This window comes from Streptomyces sp. NPDC104367, assembly GCF_055583825.1.
Window position 1 is genome coordinate 1 of sequence record NZ_JBVJND010000005.1, and the last position, 19947, is coordinate 19947.

General features: G+C 73.0%; 17 protein-coding genes. 9 read left to right on the forward strand and 8 right to left on the reverse strand.

What is annotated here, in order from left to right:
- Positions 1-196 precede the first annotated feature (196 nt).
- Entirely contained in the window at positions 197-1012 is an 816-nt protein-coding gene (locus ACZ619_RS09005; protein WP_469596072.1) for an IclR family transcriptional regulator, read from the forward strand.
- An 8-nt stretch (positions 1013-1020) separates the two neighbouring features.
- On the opposite strand, the gene ACZ619_RS09010 is transcribed toward ACZ619_RS09005, so the two are convergent.
- Positions 1021-1812, reverse strand: a complete 792-nt coding sequence (locus ACZ619_RS09010) for a bestrophin-like domain (RefSeq protein ID WP_469596075.1) — start codon at positions 1810-1812, stop codon at positions 1021-1023.
- Positions 1813-2043: 231 nt separating this feature from the next.
- Here ACZ619_RS09010 and ACZ619_RS09015 point away from each other — a divergent pair, with 231 nt between their 5' ends.
- Positions 2044-2721, forward strand: coding sequence for a GAP family protein (locus ACZ619_RS09015; RefSeq protein WP_469596077.1), 678 nt, complete (start codon positions 2044-2046; stop codon positions 2719-2721).
- A gap of 32 nt (positions 2722-2753) precedes the next feature.
- On the opposite strand, the gene ACZ619_RS09020 is transcribed toward ACZ619_RS09015, so the two are convergent.
- Genes ACZ619_RS09020 through ACZ619_RS09030 form a run of 3 tightly spaced genes read right to left on the reverse strand, consistent with a single transcriptional unit; the run spans position 2754 to position 5603 of the window.
- Complete coding sequence (locus ACZ619_RS09020) at positions 2754-3971, reverse strand: cytochrome P450 (protein ID WP_469596079.1); 1218 nt, start codon at positions 3969-3971, stop codon at positions 2754-2756.
- 13 nt (positions 3972-3984) lie between these two features.
- Positions 3985-5379: an NAD(P)/FAD-dependent oxidoreductase gene (locus ACZ619_RS09025; RefSeq protein ID WP_469596081.1), complete on the reverse strand. Its 1395-nt coding sequence runs from the start codon at positions 5377-5379 to the stop codon at positions 3985-3987.
- Positions 5376-5603: a ferredoxin gene (locus ACZ619_RS09030; protein ID WP_469596084.1), complete on the reverse strand. Its 228-nt coding sequence runs from the start codon at positions 5601-5603 to the stop codon at positions 5376-5378. Before ACZ619_RS09030 ends, ACZ619_RS09025 begins: the two co-directional genes overlap by 4 nt.
- Before the next feature lie 257 nt (positions 5604-5860).
- Here ACZ619_RS09030 and ACZ619_RS09035 point away from each other — a divergent pair, with 257 nt between their 5' ends.
- The 5 genes from ACZ619_RS09035 (at position 5861) to ACZ619_RS09055 (ending at position 12178) form a co-directional block, all read left to right on the forward strand.
- Positions 5861-6985, forward strand: coding sequence for a cyclase family protein (locus ACZ619_RS09035; protein ID WP_469596087.1), 1125 nt, complete (start codon positions 5861-5863; stop codon positions 6983-6985).
- Positions 6986-7100: 115 nt separating this feature from the next.
- Positions 7101-8681 carry a GMC oxidoreductase gene (locus ACZ619_RS09040; protein ID WP_469596090.1) on the forward strand — a complete coding sequence of 527 codons (1581 nt, stop codon included), beginning with the start codon at positions 7101-7103 and terminating at the stop codon, positions 8679-8681.
- A 210-nt stretch (positions 8682-8891) separates the two neighbouring features.
- Positions 8892-9686, forward strand: a complete 795-nt coding sequence (locus ACZ619_RS09045; RefSeq protein WP_469596749.1) for an SDR family oxidoreductase — start codon at positions 8892-8894, stop codon at positions 9684-9686.
- Positions 9687-9758: 72 nt separating this feature from the next.
- Entirely contained in the window at positions 9759-11144 is a 1386-nt protein-coding gene (locus ACZ619_RS09050) for a cytochrome ubiquinol oxidase subunit I (protein WP_469596752.1), read from the forward strand.
- Positions 11141-12178, forward strand: coding sequence for a cytochrome d ubiquinol oxidase subunit II (locus ACZ619_RS09055; protein ID WP_469596092.1), 1038 nt, complete (start codon positions 11141-11143; stop codon positions 12176-12178). The genes ACZ619_RS09050 and ACZ619_RS09055 overlap by 4 nt, the downstream gene beginning before the upstream one ends.
- Positions 12179-12298: 120 nt before the next feature.
- On the opposite strand, the gene ACZ619_RS09060 is transcribed toward ACZ619_RS09055, so the two are convergent.
- From ACZ619_RS09060 to ACZ619_RS09070, 3 genes are read right to left on the reverse strand one after another with little or no spacing between them, the layout of a single operon-like run.
- The gene (locus ACZ619_RS09060) at positions 12299-14137 is read right to left on the reverse strand and encodes a glycoside hydrolase family 15 protein (protein WP_469596093.1); all 1839 of its coding nucleotides are present in this window, start codon (positions 14135-14137) and stop codon (positions 12299-12301) included.
- A 48-nt stretch (positions 14138-14185) separates the two neighbouring features.
- Positions 14186-15184: a DUF389 domain-containing protein gene (locus tag ACZ619_RS09065; RefSeq protein WP_469596095.1), complete on the reverse strand. Its 999-nt coding sequence runs from the start codon at positions 15182-15184 to the stop codon at positions 14186-14188.
- A gap of 57 nt (positions 15185-15241) precedes the next feature.
- Complete coding sequence (locus ACZ619_RS09070) at positions 15242-15781, reverse strand: gluconokinase (protein WP_469596097.1); 540 nt, start codon at positions 15779-15781, stop codon at positions 15242-15244.
- Positions 15782-15961: 180 nt separating this feature from the next.
- On the opposite strand from ACZ619_RS09070, the gene ACZ619_RS09075 reads away from it, so the two are divergent.
- Together ACZ619_RS09075 and ACZ619_RS09080 are read left to right on the forward strand one after the other, a co-directional pair.
- The gene (locus ACZ619_RS09075; RefSeq protein ID WP_469596099.1) at positions 15962-16984 is read left to right on the forward strand and encodes a L,D-transpeptidase; all 1023 of its coding nucleotides are present in this window, start codon (positions 15962-15964) and stop codon (positions 16982-16984) included.
- A gap of 251 nt (positions 16985-17235) precedes the next feature.
- Positions 17236-17931, forward strand: coding sequence for a hypothetical protein (locus ACZ619_RS09080; protein ID WP_469596100.1), 696 nt, complete (start codon positions 17236-17238; stop codon positions 17929-17931).
- A 213-nt stretch (positions 17932-18144) separates the two neighbouring features.
- On the opposite strand, the gene ACZ619_RS09085 is transcribed toward ACZ619_RS09080, so the two are convergent.
- Complete coding sequence (locus ACZ619_RS09085) at positions 18145-19800, reverse strand: adenosine deaminase family protein (protein WP_469596103.1); 1656 nt, start codon at positions 19798-19800, stop codon at positions 18145-18147.
- Positions 19801-19947 lie beyond the last annotated feature (147 nt).

Sequence of the window (19947 nt, forward strand, 5' to 3'; positions counted from 1 at the left end):
CACCGACGGACATCGAGCTCGCCGCATAACCCCAGCAACACCGAACCACACCAAACCCGACAGGGGTGCCTTGACGGAAGACATAGAGGCACCCCCCGTCCGTTCTGTCTGCCCCCCGTCCCCCCGTCCCCCCCGTCCTCGGCCCGGTGGCTTCGTGGCGGGGTGCTGGTCAGGGGCCGCTCGCTATAGTGCGGACGTGACGACGAACGGCCCCGTACCCCGCCCGCCGGGCACGGGCGTGGGGACGGCCTCCTCGCTGCGCGCGGCCCTGCGGATGGTCAACAAGGTCCTCGACCGCGAGGCCTCCGGCCGGGGCGGCTTCAACGTCAGCCGGCTCGCCGACGAGGTCGGCGTCGAGCGCAGCAAGGCCTCACGCACCACCCAGGACCTGTGCGACAAGGGCTTCCTGGAGCGCCTCGACGACTCCACGTTCCGCGCGGGCGACGCCTTCTTCGCCACGGCCGCGTCCCTGCACCCCGGCCTGGTCGCCCGCAGCCGCCCGCTGCTGCGCCGGCTGGCCGTCGAGCACGGGGCCGGCGCCCGGCTCTCCGTCCGCGACGGCGTCCAGGTGCTGCTGCTGCGCGCCGAGTCCGCGGCGGGCCCCGCCCAGGAGTGGCAGGGCGTGGCCAGCCTGGTCACCCCGTGCTGGTGCACCGGCGCCGGCCGCGCGCTGCTCCTCGACCACACCGCCGCGGAGATCACCGCCCTGCTCGACGACTACGAGCTGATCGGCGTCGGCGGCCCGCACGCGGCCCACTCCGCCGGGGAGGTCGCCGCCGCCAACGACCGCGACCGGCGGCGCGGTGTCGTCGCGGCGCACGGCGAGTTCGAGCACGGCGTCACCGAGTACGCCATACCCGTGCGCGACGGCGCCGGGCGCATCCGGGCCGCGGTCTCGGTCGTCGGCCGGCAGCAGGACCTGACCCCTCGTGAAGCCGCCGTCCGCACGGACCTCACGGCCACCGCGGCGGCCCTGGCGCGGTACGTCGGCGACGAGCCCGCACCGCACTAGCCGGCCGCTCACCGGGTCCAGTAGCGGGCGAGGGCCCCCTCGCGGTACGGGGCGGGGCTGACGCTGAGGTCCCCGGCGAAGGGGCGGTCCAGGACGAAGACGAGGAGCAGGCTGAAGCCGACGAGCCCGGCGACCGAGGCGACGAACAGGATCTGGACCCGCAGCTTGCGCATGCCGTAGAGGAACGTGAGCGGGACCAGCACGACGGCGCCGCCGAAGGCCAGGGCCTGGAGCAGGGCGGGCAGTTCCTGGCGGGCCATGGTGATCCGGGCCCGGCGCTGGGAGGCGACGTCGTCGAGGTGGCCGACGGCCTGCTCGTAGAAGACCTGCTCCCGCTCGGTCTTGGGGTCGTACTTCTGCAACACCTGGAAGGCCGCCTGGAGACGGGTCTCCGTGGCCCCGTAGCCGGGGTGCCCCGCGCGCATCCGGGGCCACTGGTCCTCGACGACCGTGTGCACATAGCCGCTCAGGGTGGAGTCGAGCCCGGCCCGTACCGCAGGCGGGAACGCGGCCGCGTCACGGCTGATGAGCGCCGCGTCGGTGGCCTCGGTGGCGACGATGGTCTGGGTGTCCTCCAGCTGCGTCCACAGGGTGACGATCACGAACGCCAGGATGATGCCGTAGATGGCGCCGAACATCCCCAGCGTCACCCCGACCATGTCGTTGTGCTCGCCACGGGCCAGCGACGGGTACCTGCGGCGCATCAGCACACTGCCGGCGACGGCCAGCGCGACGGTCCCGCCGACGGAGACGACGGCCAGGGTGAAGGTGCTGAAGTGGTTGAGCAGCCAGAGCGACATGTGCGCGGAGTCTAGGCCGGTCCAGGCCCCCCGGAACCGCCCCCGGACAGCCCCACCGCGACGGCCCGGACCGAAGTCCACACCACCGGGTGACCGCCCGGCCTTCTTCCGCCGCGCCCCCGGCTGCCGTCGCCGCGGTCACCCGATCGCCCGTGGGCGGTGGCCCGTGTGGTCGGGGGGTCTCACGATGGCGGGGAGGGTACGCGTCCGGCTCACCCCGTGGAGGCCGCAGTGGGACACGCCGTCGGGGATGTGCTGGGGCTGGCCGCGGGTGTCGCGGTCAGCCCGCTGCCGATCGTGGCGATCATCCTGCTCCTGGCCACCCCGAAGGGCGGCCGCAACGGAGCGCTGTTCGGCCTCGGCTGGGTGCTGGGGCTCGCGGCGCTCGGCGGGATCATGCTGGTCGTGGGCGGGACGGGCGGCGCCTCGGACCACAAGGAGCCGGCCACCTGGGTCGGCGTCCTCAAGCTCGTGCTGGGCGCGCTGCTCGCGCTCTTCGGCGCCGTCCAGTGGCGGCGGCGCCCCAAGGACCCCTCCCAGGCCCGGCTGCCGAAGTGGATGGCGGCGATCGACCGCTTCACCCCCGCCAAGATCCTCGGCCTGGGGCTGCTGCTCTCCGCCGGCAACCTCAAGAACGCGCCCCTGACCATCGCCGCGGCCGCCTCCATCAGCTCCGCGGGGATCTCCGTGCCGGAGCAGATCGGGGCGCTCGCGGTCTTCGTGGTCATCGCGTCCCTCGGCGTGCTCGCGCCGCTCGCCGTCTACCTGGTGATGGGCGAACGCGCCAAGGGCGTCCTCGCCAACTGGCGGGAGTGGGCCGCGCGGCACAACGTCGCCGTCATGGCCGTCCTGTTCTTCGTGCTCGGCCTCAAACTCCTCGGCGACGGCATCGACGTCCTCACCACCTGAGACGCGCCGCCACGCGCCGCCACGCGCCGGCGCTAGGTCCCGCCGTCGCCCTGTTCCACGTGCAGGTGGATCGGGCCGCGCAGGACCGGGCTGCGGCGGTACGGCGGCGGGTCGGCGACCAGGGACGGCCGGTCCAGGCGGCGGGCCAGCTCGCCCAGTGCGATCTGGGCCTCCCGCCGGGCCAGCGGGCCGCCGAAGCAGAGGTGGATGCCGCTGCCGAAGCCGAGGTGCTGGTTGTCGCTCCGGTCGGGGTCGAAGCGGTCGGGATCGTGGAAGCGCTCCGGATCGCGGCTGCCCGAGGCCAGCATCAGCATGACCTGCGAGCCCTTGGGGATGACGGTGTCGGCCACGGTGACATCGCTGTACGCCGCCCGCCAGGGAATGATGTGCACGGGCGGCTCGTAGCGCAGCAGCTCCTCGACCAGCGGTACGACCAGGTCCGGTTCCTCGCGCAGGCGGGCCAGCAGCTCCGGGTGGCGCAGCAGGGTCAGCATGCCGTTGGTGATGAGGTTGACGGTGGTCTCGTGGCCCGCGATCAGCAGCAGGTTCGCGGTGCTGATGATCTCCTCGTCGGTCATCCGCCCGTCCGGCCCGTCGTCGTTGGCCAGCCGTGACAGCAGGTCGTCCCCCGGGCGGCCGTGGCGCTGCTCGACCAGCCCGCCGAGGTAGTGGCGCAGGTCCTGGCGGGCCTTGATGCCGTGCTGGAGCTTCTCCTCCGGGTCGGTCCGCGGGTCGTAGTCGATCGAGTCGATGATGTCGTTCACCCACAGCCGGAACCGCGGCTCGTCCTCGCGCGGCACGCCGAGCAGCCGGCAGATCACCGTGACGGGGAACGGGTAGGCGAGGTCGTCGACGATGTCGATCCGCTCCTTGCCCGCGAAGCCGCCGACGAGGGAGCCGACGGTGTCGGCGAGGGCCGGTTCCAGGCCGGTCACCAGGCCCGGGGTGTTCGGGGGCCCGAAGTGGCGCATCGCCATCCGCCGCAGCCGGTCGTGCTCGGGCGGGTCCATGTTGATGAACGCCGGGGTGTCCCCGCCCCCGGCCGAGGGCATCGGATGCGCCAGGTTGCGGACGTCGGAGCTCAGGTGCGGGTTGTGCAGGATGTCGGTGAGCTCGCGGTAGGTGCTGATGACGTAACTGCCGTCGTCCTGCCGGGCCACCGGCGTCTCGCGCAGCTCGGCGTAGAGCGGGTAGGGGTCGGCCCGCGAGGAGTAGTCGAGGATCCGGTGCACCGTGTCGGTCGTGGACATCTCGCTCTCCCTGCTAGCGGTGGTGCTGGTAGGCGGCCGTCACGCGCCGCTCGCCCGGGTCGTGCCCGGTGACGACCACGGTGGCGCCCTGGGCGAGCAGGGTGGGGCCGGGGAAGTCGACGGGCACCGGCTTGGTGTCGACGGGCTGGTCGGGGGTGGGGCAGGGCGGCGGGAAGGGCGCGGCGGTCTCGATCAGCCGCCGGTAGTGGTCCAGCCACTTCGCGTTGTTGAAGCTCACCGCCGCGGTGACCCGGCCCCGGTAGCCGTACGCGGCGACGAAGCGGTGGTCGGGCACCGACCCCTGGGTGACGACCACCTCGTCGGCGAAGGTCGGCACGCCCACGGACTTGATGTTGACGCCGAACTGGATCGACCAGAACAGCGGGATGGACAGGTGGGGCCAGCGGTCCGCCTGGCCGTTGATCATGTTGTGGGCGGCGACCTCGGCCTGCTCCACGGCGTTGGCCCAGTGCTCCAGCGAGATGAGCCGGTACTCGTAGACCGGGTTCGGGCAGCGCGCCACGTCCCCGGCGGCGAACACGTCGTCGGTGACCAGGCCGTTGAGGTCGAGGGCGCGGCAGCCCGTGTCGCAGGCGATGCCCCAGACCCCGGCGGCCAGCCCGGAGCCCTGGAGCCACTCGGTGTTGCGGATGCCGCCGAGCGCGACCACCGCCACGTCGGCGTCGAGTGTGCTGCCGTCGTCGAAGTGGGCCCGGCGCAGCCGCCCCTGGGCGTCGCCCTCCAGCCGGGTGACCTTGACACCGCAGCGCAGGTCGACGCCGTGGGCGCGCTGAAGGTCCGCGGCCACCTCGCCGATCATCGCGCCGAGCGCGCCGACCAGCGGGGCGGGCGCGAGTTCGGCGACGGTCACCGGGATGTCCCGCTCCCGGCAGATGGAGGCGATCTCGGAGCCGGTGAACCCGGCGCCGATGACCAGCACCCGCGAGGGCCCGGCGGCGAGCGCCCGCTGGAGCCCCTCGGCGTGCTCCCGGGTCCGTACGACGAACACCCCGTCCAGGGCGGCCTCGCTCTCCACGAACCAGGGCCGGGCCCGTACCCCGGTGGAGATCAGCACCCGGTCGAAGGGGACCTCGCTCCCGTCGGCGAGACGCACCCGCTCGGCGGCCAGGTCAAGGCCGCTCGCGGGCACGCCCAGCAGCCATTGCGCGTCGATGTCACGGCGCCGGGGCAGCGTGGTGCCGCCGGCCGGCACCCAGCCGGTCAGCACCTGCTTCGACAGCGGCGGACGGTCGTAGGGCTCGCCCAGTTCGTCGCCGATCATCGTGAGCGACCCGGTGAAGCCCTCTTCGCGCAGGGTCTCCGCGGCCCGCAGTCCCGCCAGCGACGCTCCGACGATCACGATCCGGCCGTCGCGCCTGAACGCGCGCAGGTTGTCGGCGCTGGTCATGGCCTCGACGCCTCCACCGGTACCTCCCGGCCCTCCAGCCGGTCGACGAGGATCGCCTGGACCGGGCAGGCCGCCGCGGCGCGCAGCACCCGCTCGCGCTGGGCCTCGTCGGGGTTCGGGTCGTACATCAGCGCTTCCTCGCCGTGCATCCGGAACGCGTCCGGGGCCAGGAACGCGCACTGCGCGTACCCCTCACATCGGGAAAGATCAACGACGACTCGCATCCCGGCCTCCACGGGGATCGCAAGCTGCGGACCTCGGATCCGGCGCCCGTCGGGAGAGGGTTGGCCGGGGGTCTCCGCAGGAAGAACGGTGCGTCGCGCTCGAACCCGGCGTGGGGCCGGATCAAGGCGACCGGCGGCGGTGGAACCCGCCCGCACGACCTGGCATTCCTGCTGTTCAGCCTATTCCGCGCGCACAACGCCCGCACCCTGGGAGACCATGTGCCGCAGGGGGGCCGACAGCGGCAGGAGGTTCCCCGATGCCCCCGGACCAGCCCCGCCCCGACCAGGACCGGCCCTGCCCCGACCCGGAGCGGCTTCGCCCGGACCAGGACCGGCCCCGCCCCGACGCGGACCAGCCTCGCCTGGACCCGGAGCGGCCCCGCCCCGAAGTGGACCCGTCCCGCCCCGACCAGGACCGGCCCCGCCCCGACGCGGACCGGCCCCGCCCCGACCCCGGGCGGCCTCTCAGTGAGGCGGACTTCCGGGACCTGTACCGCCGGTTGCGGGCCGGGGGCGCCCCGGAGGGCGGGGCGGTCCGGCGCGGTGTGCTCGGCCGGCTGACGCCGGAGCGGGTCGTGGCGGCCGCCGCCGCGGTCCGGTCCGGGCGCACGGTGTCACTGGCCGCGACGGTCGAGACCCGGCCCGGTCCGGACGACCCCCAGCCCGCGTCCCACCGGATGACGGCGCCCACGCGCGAGGAGGCCGCCGGGCCCGGACTCGCCTTCGCCCGCGACCGGTTCGCCATGGACGTCCACGGCGACGTCGACAGCCATCTCGACGCGCTCTGCCACGTGATCTTCGACGGCGAGCTGTACGGCGGCGTCCCGGCGAGCACGGTGACACCGGACGGCGCCGGCGCGCTCTCGCTCGACCTGGTGCGGAACGGCATCGTCGGCCGCGGTGTCCTGCTGGACGTCCCGCGGCTGCGCGGGGTGCGCTGGCTGGAGCCCGGCGAGCAGGTGACCGCCGCCGACCTCGGTGCGGCCGAGGCCGCCCAGCGGACCGCGGTCGGGCCGGGCGACCTGCTGTTCGTGCGGGTCGGGCACCGGCTGCGGCGCCGTGTCCTCGGCCCCTGGGACGTGACGCGGGCCCGGGCGGGCCTGCACCCCACGGCGGTGGAGTTCCTCGCCGGGCGGGGCGTGTCGGTCCTGGGCTCGGACGGCAACAGCGACGCCGCGCCGAGCGCGGTCACCGGGGTCGGGTTCCCCGTGCACGTGCTCGCCGTCAACGCCCTGGGGCTCTACCTGCTGGACTGGCTCGACTTCGAGGAACTGGTCCCGGAGTGCGAGCGCCAGGGCCGCTGGCACTTCCTGTGCGCCGTCGCCCCCCTGCGCCTTCCGGGGGCGACCGGCTCCCCGGTGAACCCGATCGCCGTGTTCTGACCGCGTGTTCCGACCGCGGTGTCCGCTCCGGGTGCCGTGGTTCCGCGCGGCGCGTACGTTCGAAGGACAGGAGCCGCACCGGGCGCAGACCACGCGGACAAGGACGGTGCTTGCCATGGACACCCTGCCCCCGTACGACGTCATCGTCATCGGCACCGGTGCCGGCGGCGGCACGCTGGCCCACCGTCTCGCCCCGTCCGGGAAACGCGTGCTCATCCTCGAACGCGGCGGCTACCTGCCGCGCGAACGCGACAACTGGGACTCCACCGCCGTGTTCGTCAAGGCCAAGTACCGGGCCCCGGAGTTCTGGCTGGACCGGCACGGCGAGGAGTTCCCGCCCGAGGTGAACTACTACGTCGGCGGCAACACCAAGTTCTACGGCGCGGCCCTGTTCCGGCTGCGCCCCGAGGACTTCGGCGAGCTCCGCCACCACGACGGCGTCTCCCCGGCCTGGCCCATCGGCTACGACGACCTGGAGCCGTACTACACCCAGGCCGAGCACCTCTACCGGGTGCACGGCCGGCACGGCGAGGACCCCTGGGAGGGGCCGTGCAGTGCCCAGTACGCGTACCCGCCGGTCGAACACGAGCCGCGTATCGAGCAGTTGGGCATGGATCTGGAGAAGCAGGGGCTGCACCCCTTCCACCTGCCGATCGGGGTCGACCTCACCCAGGACGAGCACGGCCGGGCCACCCACGCCAGCGCCTGCATCCGCTGCGAGCGCGTGGACGGCTTCCCCTGCCTGGTGCGGGCCAAGTCCGACGCCCAGGTGATCTGCGTGGAACCGGCCCTGGAGCACCCGAACGTGGAGATGGTCACCCACGCGCGGGTGACCCGGCTGGAGACCGACCCCACCGGACGCGCCGTCACCGGTGTGGTGGCCCGGCTCCCCGGTGAGCGGGAGGTGCGGTTCTCGGCCGACGTCGTGGTGGTGGCCTGCGGGGCCGTCAACTCCGCGGCGCTGCTGCTGGCCTCGGCCAACGACCGGCATCCGCGCGGCCTCGCGAACAGCTCGGACGTGGTCGGCCGGCACTACATGCGCCACAACAACCTCGCGCTGATGGCCGTCTCGAAGGAACCCAACGACACCCGGTTCCAGAAGACGCTCGCCCTGCACGACTGGTACCTGGGCGCGGACGACTGGGAGTACCCGCTCGGCGGGATCCAGATGCTCGGCAAGTCGGACGCCGAGCAGATCCACGGCGAGGCCCCGCGCTGGGCCGGGGCGGTCATGCCGGACATGCCGTTCGAGGTGCTCGCCCATCACGCCGTCGACTTCTGGCTGTGCGGCGAGGACCTGCCGCGGCCGGAGAACCGGGTCACCCTGGAGGACGACGGGCAGATCCGGCTCACCCTCGACGAGGACAACAACACCGCCGGGCTGAAGCGGCTGCGGCACAAGCTCCAGCACATGCTCGGCCACCTGGGCATGCACGAGCACCGGCTGCTGTCCCACAGCATCTACCTGCACAAGGGCATGCCGATCGGGGCCACCGCGCACCAGGCGGGCACGGTGCGGTTCGGCACCGACCCGGCGTCCTCGGCCCTGGACGTCCACTGCAAGGCCCACGACCTGGACAACCTCTACGTCGTCGACACCAGCTTCTTCCCGAGCATCGGCGCGGTGAACCCGTCCCTGACGGCCATCGCGAACGCCCTGCGCGTCGGCGACCACCTGCTGGAGCGACTGGGCTGAGCCCGCGCGGGCACCCGGCCCCCGACCGGGCGAAGTCGCTGCGCCGGGCAGCGCAACGCGGTCCGGCGCGGCACGCCGCCGACCCCGACCGGTGCTTGTCTGATGACCGTACTTCCGGGCGGTCGGCCCGGTGGACGCGGGCAGGCAGTGGAGGAGCAGGACATCGTGAGTGCCACCGAGGGGACGCCCCAGGGCGTGATCCCCGCCCATCTGCTGAAGGGCCAGAAGGCCCTGGTGACCGGCGCGAACTCCGGCATCGGCAAGGCGACGGCCATCGCCCTGGGCCGGGCCGGGGCCGATGTCGTGGTCAACTACGTGGCCGGCGGCGAGGAGGCCGAGAAGGTGGTCGAGGAGATCACCGGCTACGGCGTCCGGGCCGCGGCCTACGAGGCGGACGTCTCCGACGAGCGGCAGGTCGTCGCGATGACGGACCGGATGGTCCGGGAGTTCGGCACGATCGACATCCTGGTCGCCAACGCGGGACTCCAGCGGGACGCGCCGTTCACCGAGATGACCCTCGCCCAGTGGCAGAAGGTCCTGGACGTCAACCTCACCGGCCAGTTCCTGTGCGCGCGGGAGGCGACGAAGGAGTTCCTGCGCCGTGGTGTGGTCCCCGAGGTGTCACGGGCGGCCGGGAAGATCATCTGCATGAGCTCGGTGCACCAGATCATCCCGTGGGCCGGGCACGTCAACTACGCCTCCTCCAAGGGCGGGGTGCAGATGATGATGGAGACCCTCGCCCAGGAGCTCGCCCCGAAGAAGATCCGCGTGAACGCGATCGCCCCCGGGGCCATCAGGACCCCCATCAACCGCGACGCCTGGGACACCCCCGAGGCCCGGGAGGACCTGCTGCGGCTGATCCCCTACGACCGCATCGGCGACCCCGAGGACATCGGCCACGCGGCCGTCGGCCTCGCCTCCGACCTCATGGACTACGTCGTCGGCGCCACCCTCTACGTCGACGGCGGGATGACCCTCTTCCCGGGCTTCGCCACCGGCGGCTGACCCGTGCACACGGTCCTCCTGCTCGCCGGCGCCCTCGCCGACGTACCGGCGCAGACACTGCCGGCCCGGTCGATGATGGCCTTCACCCTGGCCTCCCACATCATCCTGGTGCCCCTCGGGGTGGCACTGCCGCTGATCACGCTCGTCATGCACGGCTACGGCCTGCGCCGCGGCGACGCCACCGCCCTGCTGCTCGCCCGGCGGTGGTCGGCCGTCATGGCGGTGCAGTTCGCGATCGGCGTGGTCACCGGCACCGTGCTCTCCTTCGAGTTCGGGCTGCTGTGGCCGGGCATGATGGGCCGCTGGGGCGACGTCTTCGGCATCGGCTTCGGCGTCGAGGCCTGGGCGTTCTTCCTGGAGGCCGTCCTCATCGCCGTCTACCTCTACGGCTGGCGCCGGCTGCCCTCCCGCGCGCACTTCCTGCTCGGCCTGCCCCTGCCGTTCGTCGCCCTGCTCGGCGCCTTCGGCATCCTGGCCGCCAACTCGTGGATGAACACCCCGCGCGGCTTCACCCTCGACGCCGCGGGCGACCCGGTCGACGTGAAGATCTGGAAGGCGGTCTTCACCCCCATGTTCGGCCCGGAGTACTGGCACTTCGTCTTCGCGATGTTCGTGACGGCGGGCTACGTGGTCGCCGGTGTCTACGCCGTGGGGTGGCTGCGCGGCCGCCGGGACCGCTACCACCGGCTCGGCTTCACGGTCCCCTTCACGCTCGCCGCCGTGTGCACCCCCGTGCAGTTCGTGCTCGGCGACTCCATCGCCCGGCAGGTCTTCCACAAGCAGCCGGTGAAGTTCGCCGCCATGGAGATCGTCTGGAAGACCGGCACCCACGTCCCGGAGTACCTGTTCGGCCGCCTCCAGGCGGACGGCACCGTCTCCGGCGGTATCAGGATCCCGCAGCTCGACTCCATCCTGGCCGGCTTCCGCCCGGACACCCGGGTCACCGGGCTGACCTCGGTCCCCGCGGACGACCGGCCGACGGCCGCCCAGGCCACCATCGCCCACTTCGCCTTCGACACCATGGTCGGCATCGGCTCGCTGCTGCTCCTGCTCGCCCTCTGGTACGGCGGCCTGTGGCTGTGGCGCCGCCGGCTGCCCGTCTCCCCGTGGTTCTTCCGCGCCGCCGCGTGCGCGGGCGTCGCCTCCGTCGGCGCCGTCGAGTGCGGCTGGATCACCACCGAGGTGGGCCGCCAGCCCTGGATCGTCTACCAGAACATGCGGGTCGCCGAGGCGGTGACCGCGACCCGCTCCACCAGCCTGTGGATCATGTTCGCGCTGGTCGTCGTCGTGTACGTCTTCGTCTTCGGGTCGTTCCTCGCGGTGCTGCTCAGGATGCGGTCGCGCTGGCGGCACGCCGACGAGCGGGGCGGCCCGCGACCGCCGAAGGAGACACCCGAGCCCGACACCCCGGAGACGGACACCCCGTACGGCCCGCGGTCCACCGGGAGCCGGCTGTGATCGCCGGGGTGATCGCCGCCGTCCTGCTGTGCGTCATCGCCGCCTACGCCTGCGGCGGCGGTACGGACTACGGCGCCGGCTTCTGGGACCTGACCGCGGGCGGCGCCGAGCGCGGCAGGCGTCCGCGCGACCTGATCGACCACGCGATGGAGCCGGTCTGGGAGGTCAACAACGTCTGGCTGATCTTCGTGCTGGTGATCATGTGGACCGGGTTCCCGGTCTTCTTCCAGCGGGTCTTCACCGCCATGTGGCTGCCCCTGGCGCTGGCCGCCGTGGGCATCGTGCTGCGCGGCGCGGGCTTCGCCCTGCGCAAGCCCGTCCGGCGGCTGGCCGGACGGCGCCTGTACGGGGCGGTGTTCGCCGTCTCCTCCCTGCTGACGCCGTTCTTCCTCGGCGCCGCGGCCGGCGGGGTGGCCTCGGGCCGGGTGACCGCCGCGACGACGGCGTCCACGGACGCCTGGGCCAACCCCACGTCCCTGCTGTTCGGCCTGCTCGCCATCGCCGCGACGGCGACGCTCGGCGCCGTCTTCCTCGCCGCGGACGCCCGCCGCTTCGGCGCGCCGGACCTGGACCGCTACTTCCGGCGGCGGGCGCTGGCCGCCCTCGCCGCGGTCGCCGTGCTCGCCGTCGTCACCCTCTTCGTCACCCACGGCGACGCGCCGCACGTCTGGCACGGCCTCACCCACGGCGTCGGCCTGGTCTTCGTCCTGGTCGCGGTGGCGGCCACGCTCGCCACCGCCTGGCTGCTGACCCGGCCCTCCGGCGCCTGGTCCCGGGTCACCGCGGTCGCCGTGGTCGCCTCGGCCGTGATCGCCTGGGGCATGGCACAGCGCCCCTACCTGATCCCGACCTCGCTGACCGTCGCCGAGGGCGCGGGCGCCGCCACCACCCTGCGCTGGCTGGCGTTCGTCACCCTCGTCGCCGTCCTGCTCGTCATCCCCGCGGTCGCCCTGCTCTACTGGCTGGACACCCACGGCGAACTGGAGGGCCTCACCGACGCCGACCTGCGGCGCGGTGACGCCGGTGAGCGGTGAACCGCGGTCCCACAGCGCCCCGACAGAGGCGCGGGGAACCGCGCGACCCGCGACGACGGCGCCGCGGACGCCCGGCGGCAGCCCGCGGCACCTCCGGCGAAACCCTCGGCGCTCGGCGCTTCAGCGCTTCTCCAGGGCGTCGTTGAGGACGATGGCCGAGTCGATCAGCGCGAGATGGGTGAACGCCTGCGGGAAGTTCCCGAGTTGACGGCCCGTCGGGTCGATCTCCTCGGAGTACAGGCCCAGATGGTTGGCGTACCCCATCATCTTCTCGAACACCAGCCTCGCCCGGTCCGTCCGTCCCGCGCGGGCCAGGGCGTCGACGTACATGAACGTGCACAGCGAGAAGGTGCCCTCGGAACCGCGCAGGCCGTCGGGCGAGGCGTCCGGGTTGTAGCGGTAGACCAGGCTGTCGCTGACCAGTTCCTCCTCCATGGCGTCCAGGGTCGCCGACCACATCGGGTCACCGGGCGTGATGAAACCGACTGTCGCCATCCGCAGCAGCGAGGAGTCCAGGACCTCGCTGCCGTAGTGCTGGACGAAGGCGCGCCGCTTGTCGTTCCACCCCTTGGCCATGACCTGCTCGTAGACGGCGTCCCGTTCGGTCTGCCAGCGGGCGGCCGCCGACGGCCACCCCGACGCCTGGGCGAGGCGCAGCGCCCGGTCGAACGCCACCCACGACATCACCCGCCCGTACGTGAAGTCCTTGCGGCCGCCCCGGGTCTCCCAGATGCCCTCCTCCGCCTGGTCCCAGTGGTCGGCCAGCCAGTCCAGGTCCGTCCGCAGCGAGGTCCAGCCGGAGTGCCCGAGCTGGAGGCCGTGCCGGTGCGCGAAGTAGATGCTGTCCAGCGCCTCGCCGTAGATGTCCAGCTGGAGCTGGGTGGCGGCGCCGTTGCCGATCCGGACCGGGGCCGACCCCGCGTAGCCCTCCCAGTGGTCGAGGATCTGCTCGGTCAGCTCCGAGGAGCCGTCGACCTTGTACATGATGTTCAGCGGGCCCGTGTCCCCGTGGTTGCCGGCCCGTTCCTTGACCCGGTCGCCGAGCCACATGATGAACGCCCTGGCCTCCTCGGTGAACCCCAGTCCCAGCAGGGCGTACACGGAGAAGGAGGCGTCCCGGATCCAGGTGAAGCGGTAGTCCCAGTTGCGCTCCCCGCCCAGCTGCTCCGGGAGGGCCGCGGTCGGGGCGGCCACCACCGCGCCGCTGGGAGCGTACGTCATGAGCTTCAGCGTGATCGCGGACCGCTCCACCACCTCCCGCCAGCGCCCGGTGTAGCGGGACTGCGCCAGCCAGGACCGCCAGAACGCGGCCGTCTCCTCGAACAGCTGCTCGTGCTCGCGGCTCCGGACCTCCCGGGGCGGGCCCTCGGCGCCCATCTCCAGGATCAGCCCGCGCTGCTGCCCCGCCTCCAGGGTCAGCGACACCTGGAGATCGGCGTCCCGGTCCGTCAGGACGTCCACCAGCCGCTCGTCCTCCGGCTCCCGGATGGGGTGCACGGTGAGTTCCGTGCCGTCCTCGGCGGCGAAGACCGCTCCGTGGGCGGTGATGTGCAACTGGTGCTTCATCAGCCCGTAGTCGAACCGCGGGGCGATCTCCACGTCGAAGGTCATGGTGCCGCGCACACAGCGGACCAGCCGGACCAGCCGGTGCCGCCCGGTGGCCTTCGTACCGGTCACCGGCATGAAGTCGATCACCTCGCCGGCGCCCGCCTCGGTCATGAACCGGGTCACCAGGATCGCGGTGTCGGGCAGGTACAGCTGCTTGGTCGAATGGGTCGGGTGGGCCGGCCGGACCGTGCAGTGGCCGCCCTTGTCCTTGTCCAGCAGCGCCCCGAACACACTCGGTGAGTCGAACCTCGGGGAGCAGAACCAGTCGACCACGCCCTCGGTGGTCACCAGCGCCGCGGTCTGCAGATCGCCGATCAGCCCGTGGTTCTCGATCAGCGGGTAGTCGTCCATCGGGGCGCCCCTTCCGGTGTGCCATTCACCCGAACGAAATCCCCCCGATCAGCCTAAGCCGGAGCCCCCGCCCCGGCTCGTCGGACCCGGACCCGGACCCGGCCCCCGGCCCGGGGCCGCGCGGCGGGCGGCCCGGCGCCACAGGCGGCGCTGCAACCGCAGCGTGAGGACCCCGACGGCCACCAGCACCACCACGTTGAGCAGCAGCTGCACCAGCGAGCCGGTCGCCTCGTGCCAGTCGGCGAAGGCCAGCGAGACGGCGATGTCGGAGGCGGCCGGAATGGTCGTCACGGAGATGAACACCCCGAGCAGGGCGCTGCCGCGGGCCTCGGTGAGCGAGACGATCCCGACGACGCCGGCCAGCACGGCGACGGCGACCGAGAAGAAGTCCGGCGTGTTGATGAGGTGGGAGACGGGCCGTATCCCCAGCTCGAACGCGGTGGACTGGAGACCGGCGGCGCGCGCCAGTGCGGCGAAGCCGAACGTGACGACGACGGCCAGCGCGAACCCGGCCGTCAGCGCCCGCAGGCCCTCCCGGACCCGGCGGCGGACGCGGCGGTCCAGGCCCAGGGCGATGCTGGTGATCGCGTCGTACTCGGGGCCTACCACCATGGCCGCCACGATCAGGATCTGCGAGTTCGTCATGATGCCGACCGAGCCGATGAGCCCGGCGATCACGAGGAACAGGTAGAAGGACGGCGGGTAGGTCCCGGCCGCGCGGATGTGGGCCTCGACCGCGGCCCACAGCGGTGTGTGCACGAGCGGGCTCGGCTGCCGCGCCTCGGCCAGCGTGGCGGGGAGCGAGAACATCATGTCGACGTCGGAGACGGCGATCGACCCCGCGCGGTCCACGCCGAGTTCGCGCAGACCGGCGAGGACGCCGTTGGCGGCCCCCTTCAGCACGTCGCACTCGACCGCGTCACCCCCCGGCGGCCGCCCCGTCCGCACGACCACGAGGTTGAGCACCCGCTCGTCCGAGGCGAGCATCCCGACGGCCGTCTCGGTCAGCCCGGACGGCATCACCATGCGGAAGTGGATCAGATCCATCCTGGCCTCCTGGGGAAGGGCGTCCGGCACCCCCACGGGCGGTCCGCGCCGGACGCGCTACCGGTCCGGTGCGCGGGCGCGGTCCAGCGCCCGGGCCGCGGCCGCCAGGACCTCCTGCGGGCTCTCCGCGTCGTCGACGTCGACCGTGACGCCCGGTTCGTCGGGGTGCAGCGGGTCGAGGGCGGCGTACTGGGAGTCGAGCAGCGCCGCCGGCATGAAGTGGCCCCCGCGGCGGGCGACCCGCTCCTCGGCCACCTCGCGGTCGAGGTGCAGGTACACGAACCACACGTCCGCCCCGGTGCGCCGCAGCCGGTCGCGGTAGCCGCGCTTGAGCGCGGAACACGCGGCGACACCGCCGTGTGCGGCGGACGCGGCGGCCCGGATCCACTCCGCCACCGCCGCCAGCCAGGGCTGCCGGTCGGCGTCGTCCAGCGGAAGCCCGGCCGCCATCCTGGCGCGGTTCGAGGCGGGGTGGAGGTCGTCGCCCTCCAGGAACGGCACCCCGAGCAGCCGGGCCAGCCCGGCACCCACGGTGGACTTGCCGGACCCGGACACGCCCATCACGACCACCACCCGCGAACCGGGTGCGGAATCCATACCTCCACTATCGCGGACGGCCCGCGCCCTGCGCACTGTGACCATGACAAGGCTGAGACATTCCCATCACCGGCCCGTCTCAGGGGCCTGGTCAGATGGATGACACGCAGGGGGGCGTGGCGGGACACCGCCACCGAAGGCCCGCGACGGACTCAGCGGCACGACTCTAGGAGCGACGGTATGGGCAGGCGTCCGCGCAGGAAGAACGGCCTGGGCAGGATCAGGTCCACGGTGGGCGTCGCGCTGGTGGCGGGTGCGGTGCTCGCGGGCACCAGCGCGTGCGGTGCCTCCGTGAACGCGGCCGACGGGAAGTCGTCCTCCGGCAAGGGCGCGGGCGACGGCGCGTCCACGGCGTCCGCCAGTCCCTCGCCGAGCAAGCCGGCCGGACCGGCGATGCTGCTGGAGACCATCACCCCGCAGGACGGCACCACCGTCGGCGTGGCGATGCCGGTGTCGGTGGTGTTCAGCAACCCGGTCGCGACCTCCGCGCGGGCCGGCATCGAGAAGCACCTGAAGATCACGACGTCGGTGGCGACCACCGGCGCGTGGCACTGGTTCAGCAGCACCCGCGTCGACTTCCGCCCGGAGAGCTACTGGAAGCCCGGCACCAAGGTCACCGTCGACGCCGACCTGACCGGTGTCGCCAACGGCAACGGCCGCTACGGCGTGCACGGTTACCACCACGCCTTCACCATCGGCGACGACAACGAGGCCAAGGTGTCCGTCACCGGGCACACCATGCAGGTCACGCACAACGGCACGACGGTCAAGACGCTCCCCATCAACGCGGGCAGCAGCACCTTCCCCTCGTGGGACGGCACGATGGCCGTCATCGACAAGCAGCCCAAGGTGCACATGACCTCGTGCAGCGTCGGCATCACCTGCGACAAGGGCAACGCCAACTTCTACGACCTGACGCTGCCCTGGGACGTCCACCTCACCAACTCCGGTACCTACGTGCACTACTCCACCGGGGACCCGTACCCCGGCAACGGCCAGGGCTCGCACGGCTGCGTGCACCTGTCGCTGGCGAACGCCGAGTGGTTCTACGACTTCATCAAGCAGGGCGACCCCATCACCATCACCGGCTCCCCCCGGGGCAAGGCCGCCGGCGACAACGGCTACGCCGACTACAACCTCTCCTGGTCGCAGTGGCTGACGGACAGCGGCACCGGCGAGGTCGCCACGACCGTCGCCGCCTGACCCCCCGGCGCCGCCCCCGCCCCCGTGCCGCCCCGGCCGGGGCGCTCGGAGGCCGGGGCCACGGCTGTCGGTCCGATCGCTCTGCGGGCCGAATTCACCTTGCTCGACAGCGGTCTCGCGTTCTTCGGCGGTACGGGGCGGCACGCGGACGCCCCGTACCGTGCCCGCCGGCGGGCACGGGCCCGGACGGTAGAGCGCCGCTCCTGCGGGGGAGCATCTGCTCAGTGGTCGCCCGTCCGTGAGGGGTCGTCATGCGCTCTGCCCGCCGTCTCGTACCGCCCGCCGTCTGCTCTGCCCGCCGTCTCGTACCGCCCGCCGTCCTCGTCTGCCTCCTGCTGACGGCCTGCCAGTCCACCTCGCCCGGCACCCCGTCGCCCTCCGGGACCGGCAGCCCCAGAGAGGGGGCCCTGGGGGAGACGGGCCCGACGCGGACGATCCCGACCGGCGCGGGTCCGCAGCAGCACTACACCGTCCAGCAGCAGCCGGCACCCGGCTCGTGCCACTACCGCTACGAGAACGGGGAGCCGCTGGCGGACCCCGAGTGCACGCCCGGCGCGATCTCCCCGGCCGTCACCCAGGCCAACCTGGGGTCGACGGTGTGCCGCAAGGGCGGTTACACCTCGGGCGTGCGCCCCTCCGCGTACGTCACCGGCAAGGAGAAGAAGCTCAACGCGGCCTCCTACGGCTACACCGGCAAGCTGTCGGAGGCCGAGTACGACCACCTCGTGAGCCTCCAGCTCGGCGGCGACCCCAACGACTACCGGAACCTGTGGGTCGAACCGGCCGACCCCGGCCACCAGGACAGCGAAGGGGTGAACAACAAGAAGGACCCGGTCGAGACCCGGCTGCACACCGCGCTCTGCGCCGGCCGGATCACCCTCGCCGCCGCCCAGCGGGCCATCGTCACCGACTGGACCACCGCCCTGAGCACCCTCCACCTCCAGTGAGCCGGCCGGGCGGCCCGGCGGTCAGCTGGGTCCGTCCGGGCTCCGGGAGAAGGCCGTGTCGCCCGCCATGGCCACGATCGCGTCCCCGACCAGCAGCGACTCAACTCGGCCGACGGAAAAGGCGGTTCACATGTGCTGTCGCGGAGGGAAGTACGCACTCCGGGCGGCCCGGCACCCTGCCGAAGCCGCCCGGAGCAGAAGCGGAACCGGCGGTTACGCGAAGATCTTCTCGAAGGAGGCGTAGGCGGTCTCCTGGCGCCACTGCTCCGCGGCCTTCTGGCTGGTGGCGACCAGACGGCGGCACTCCGCGCCCGGGGCACGGCCGCTGCCGGGCAGCTGGCCCGCGCAGACGGACGCGGGGCGGTAGCCGTCCCGGGTCGGGTTGCCGCGCCACAGGCTCTGGCCGGGCAGGAAGGCGTACTGGAGGGAGGCCCGGGCCAGGTCCTTGAGCTCCGGGTAGGTCAGGCCGTAGGTCTGGGCGGCGTACTGGTACTCGTGGGTGATGTCGATCCGGGAGACACCGGGGTCGTCGGTGGCCAGGACGACGGGCACGCCGTAGGACCGGTAGGTGGTGAAGGGGTGTTCGGCGCCGCGCACCCCGAGGATCTGCGCGTTGCTGGTGAACGGGACCTCGACGGCGACCTGGCGGGCGGCCATCGTCCGGGCCGTCTGCTGCCAGTCGTCCTCGTGGAGGAGGTCGACGCCGTGGCCGACGCGCTCGGTGCCGGCGACGTTCACGGCTTCCCGGATGTGGAACTTCAAGTCCTCCGGCTTGACCAGCCCCGGCGTCAACTCGCCGGCGTGCAGGGTGACATGGGCCTTCGGGTAGACCGAGCGCAGATAGTCGACCATGCGCATCTGGAGGCTGTAGTTGGCCAGCGAGCTGTCCCAGTCCTCGGGCTGTACGAGGTTCACGGCGACGAAGCGGTGGTCGCGCTCGGCCAGCCGCATGCCGAGGGCCAGCTGCGTGAAGACGCGCTCCGGTGAACTGCCGCGGTTGGCCTGGGAGATCCAGCGCACGGTCACCGCACAGGCCGGGCGGGGCCGGCTGGTGCCGCAGCGGGCGGCGGCGCGGAACTCGGCGTCGCCGTCGTCGGCCTCCTTGCGGGCGTCGGCCACCACCTTGTCGAGCCGGCCGCCGGCCACGAGCTTGGCGTGCAGCGCGGCGAGGTCGGGGTCCCAGCCGACCTCGGCGGCCAGCGCCTTGGCGCCGTCGGAGGCCGGGGTGACCATGGTCTCCAGGTAGAACTGGTTCTGCGCCGCGTCCGTGTCGGCGACCTGGGCGAGCAGCTTGCCGCGGTGGCGCCAGGGCACCTCGCCGAACTTGTTGAACGTGTCGAAGAAGTGGTCGTGGCCGTTCTGGTCCGGCGGGAAGTCCTGCATCGACCAGGCGCGGACGATCGCCTCGCGGAAGGCGCGGTCGGTACGGGCGTCGGCGGCGGGCCGGGTGCCGGCGCCGCACGGCGGTACGACGGCGGTCAGCGTCGCGTCGATGCACAGCCCGTCCTCGGCGGCGAGCTCGATCAGGTACTCGGTCCGGACCGCGCCGGACAGGTGGTTGTGCAGGTCACCGCCCTTGGGCAGGTGCCGGAAGAAGCCGCGCAGCCGCCGGGGGTCGTTGCGGACCGCGGTCAGGTACGCGGCCGTACGCGCCTCGGCGGCGGTCGTCGGCCGCGTCGCGGCACCGGTCCGCCCGGCACCGGTGCGCCCGGCAGCGGACGGTCCGGCACCGGTGGGTCCGGTGCCGGGCTGCGCGACGGCGGACGGTGCGGCCGACAGGGAGGCGAGACAGAGCAGGGCGCCGAGTCCGGCGGCGAGCGCCGAGCGGCGGGAGCGGAGCGCGGCGCGGGGGCCGTCGTAGATCGTCACTCAAAGATGGTCGTCAAGCGGGCCCCCGCAACCGCTCAGCCACGCGCTCCCCGCCACCGGAGCCACCCGGCCGGGCGCACCGGAACGGCGCCGTTCCGGTGGTGTCCGCCCCGGCTCACCGCGCCGAGCGCCCCCTGCGCGCCCCCG